At 70.9% G+C, this 2265-nt stretch carries 2 protein-coding genes and 1 pseudogene; 2 read left to right on the top strand and 1 reads right to left on the bottom strand.

What is annotated here, in order from left to right; translation table 11 throughout:
• A pseudogene (locus tag NCC78_RS30950) lies at positions 1–232 on the top strand (sulfatase-like hydrolase/transferase); the annotation flags it as partial.
• 356 nt (positions 233–588) lie between these two features.
• On the top strand, positions 589–1872 hold the full coding sequence (locus NCC78_RS30955; RefSeq protein WP_250798969.1) for a citrate synthase: 1284 nt from the start codon (positions 589–591) through the stop codon (positions 1870–1872).
• Positions 1873–1939: 67 nt separating this feature from the next.
• On the opposite strand, the gene NCC78_RS30960 is transcribed toward NCC78_RS30955, so the two are convergent.
• Positions 1940–2265: glycosyltransferase (locus NCC78_RS30960; RefSeq protein ID WP_250798970.1), on the bottom strand; the 326-nt coding region annotated here is incomplete at its 5' end.

Genomic DNA, 2265 nt, shown 5'->3' on the forward strand with positions numbered 1-2265 from the left:
CCCCGCGGCCGTCTGGGGTGACGTGCCGGACCGGGTGCCCGACGGCACCCTGCTGGCGGTGGCCGTCAACGGCCGGGTCGGCGCGGTCGTCCCGGTGGTCCCACGGGACGCCGGCGGTCGCCGGTTCGCCGCGCTGCTCGCCGACGATCGGCTCTTCCGCGCCGGGGCGAACCGGCTCGACGTCTACCAGGTCGCCGCCGACGGCGCCCTGCGCCGCCTCGCCCTCTCCTAGCCCGGCCGGCCGTCTCCGGCCGTTCGCGCGCCGCTCGCATCCGCTCGTCGTCCGCGCCCGCCCGCCCCGCCCGCGCCCGCCCGCCGGCCGCTCTCGCGCCCCCTCGCGCTCGTCCGTGAACCGCTCTCGTGCCCCCTCGCACCCGTCCGCGAACCGACCGGTAGCGTTCCCATGCCTCGCAGCCCCGGGCACGTACCGGCCGTACCCGGAACCGGCGTGGTTTCCCGGCCGCCTGGTCGGGAATCGGGTGACGCATACCTCACCGCCCAACCACGGCGGGCGGTATCGCCGCACCCGCGATTACGGTAAAAGCGAAGGCAATTCAACGAAGATTCGCCGGCGAAGCGAGGAACCACATGACGGAAGTCAAGCTCGATCACCCCGGTGGGCAGCTGTCGATGCCGGTGCAACCCGCGGTCGAGGGCCCCGCCGGCATCGGGGTGGGCAAGCTGCTGAAGGAAACCGGGATGACGACGTACGACCCGGGTTTCGTCAACACCGCGGCTGCCGCATCCGCGATCACCTACATCGATGGCGACGCGGGGATCCTGCGTTACCGGGGATACCCGATCGAGCAGCTGGCCGAGAAGTCCTCCTTCCTGGAGGTCTCCTACCTGCTGATCTACGGTGAGTTGCCGACCGAGCAGCAGCTGACCGAGTTCACCGAGTGGATTCGCCGGCACTCGCTGCTGCACGAGGAGATGCGCCGCTTCTTCGACGGCTTCCCCCGCGACGCGCACCCGATGGCGGTGCTCTCGTCGGCGGTCAGCGCCCTCTCCACCTTCTACCAGGACAGCCTGGACCCGTTCGACTCCGAGCACGTGGAGATCTCCACGGTGCGGCTGATGGCGAAGGTCCCCACCATCGCCTCGTACGCCTACAAGAAGTCGATCGGCCAGCCGCTGCTGTACCCGGACAACTCGCTGGGGTACGTGGACAACCTGCTGCGGATGACCTTCGGCGTCCCGGCGGAGCCGTACGAGGTCGACCCGGTGGTGTCGAAGGTGCTGGACATGCTCTTCGTCCTGCACGCCGACCACGAGCAGAACTGCTCCACCTCGACCGTGCGGCTGGTCGGCTCCAGCAACGCCAACCTCTTCGCCTCGGTGTCGGCCGGCGTCAACGCGCTCTTCGGGCCGCTGCACGGCGGCGCCAACCAGGCCGTGCTGGAGATGCTCCAGAAGATCAAGGCCGAGGGTGGTGACGTCCGGTCCTTCGTCCGCAAGGTCAAGGACAAGCAGGACGGCGTCAAGCTGATGGGCTTCGGCCACCGGGTCTACAAGAACTACGACCCGCGCGCCGCGCTCGTCAAGAAGGCCGCCCAGGACGTGCTCGGCCGGATGGCCAAGCCGGACCCGCTGCTGGACATCGCGATGGAGATGGAGGAGATCGCCCTCGCCGACGACTTCTTCGTCTCCCGCCGGCTCTACCCGAACGTGGACTTCTACACCGGCCTGATCTACAAGGCCATGGGCTTCCCGACCAAGATGTTCACGGTGCTCTTCGCGCTGGGCCGGCTTCCCGGCTGGATCGCCCAGTGGCGCGAGATGATCAGCGACCCGGAGACCAAGATCGGCCGCCCGCGGCAGATCTACACCGGCTCGCCGGAGCGGGCGTACGTCCCGGTCCAGGAGCGCTGACCTCCGAGCCGTACGTGACGAAGGCCGCCGACCCGCACGGGGTCGGCGGCCTTCGTTGTTGCCGTGCTCAGCGCAGGCCGGCGGCGGCGAGGAGGTTGCCCTCGGCGATCGCCGGCAGGGCCCGACCGCGGGCCATCCGCTGCTCGGCCCGCTCGGCGGCGAACGCGGGCGCCTTGGCGACGGCCGTCGCGTAGCTCGCCGCGGTGCGCTGCGCGATGGCCGACCAGCCGTACCGCTCGTGGACCATGGTGCGGGCCCGGCGGGCGAGCTGGCGGGCCCGCTCCCGGTCCGACAGCAGCGCGCTTACCGCGTCGGTCAGCCCGTCAGGGTCGTGCGGGCGGAAGGTCATCCCGGGGACGCCCGGCTCGACGATCTCGGCCAGCCCGCCGGTCG

Origin of the sequence: Micromonospora phytophila, assembly GCF_023656545.1 — a bacterium.
Classification (GTDB): Bacteria; Actinomycetota; Actinomycetes; order Mycobacteriales; family Micromonosporaceae; genus Micromonospora; species Micromonospora phytophila.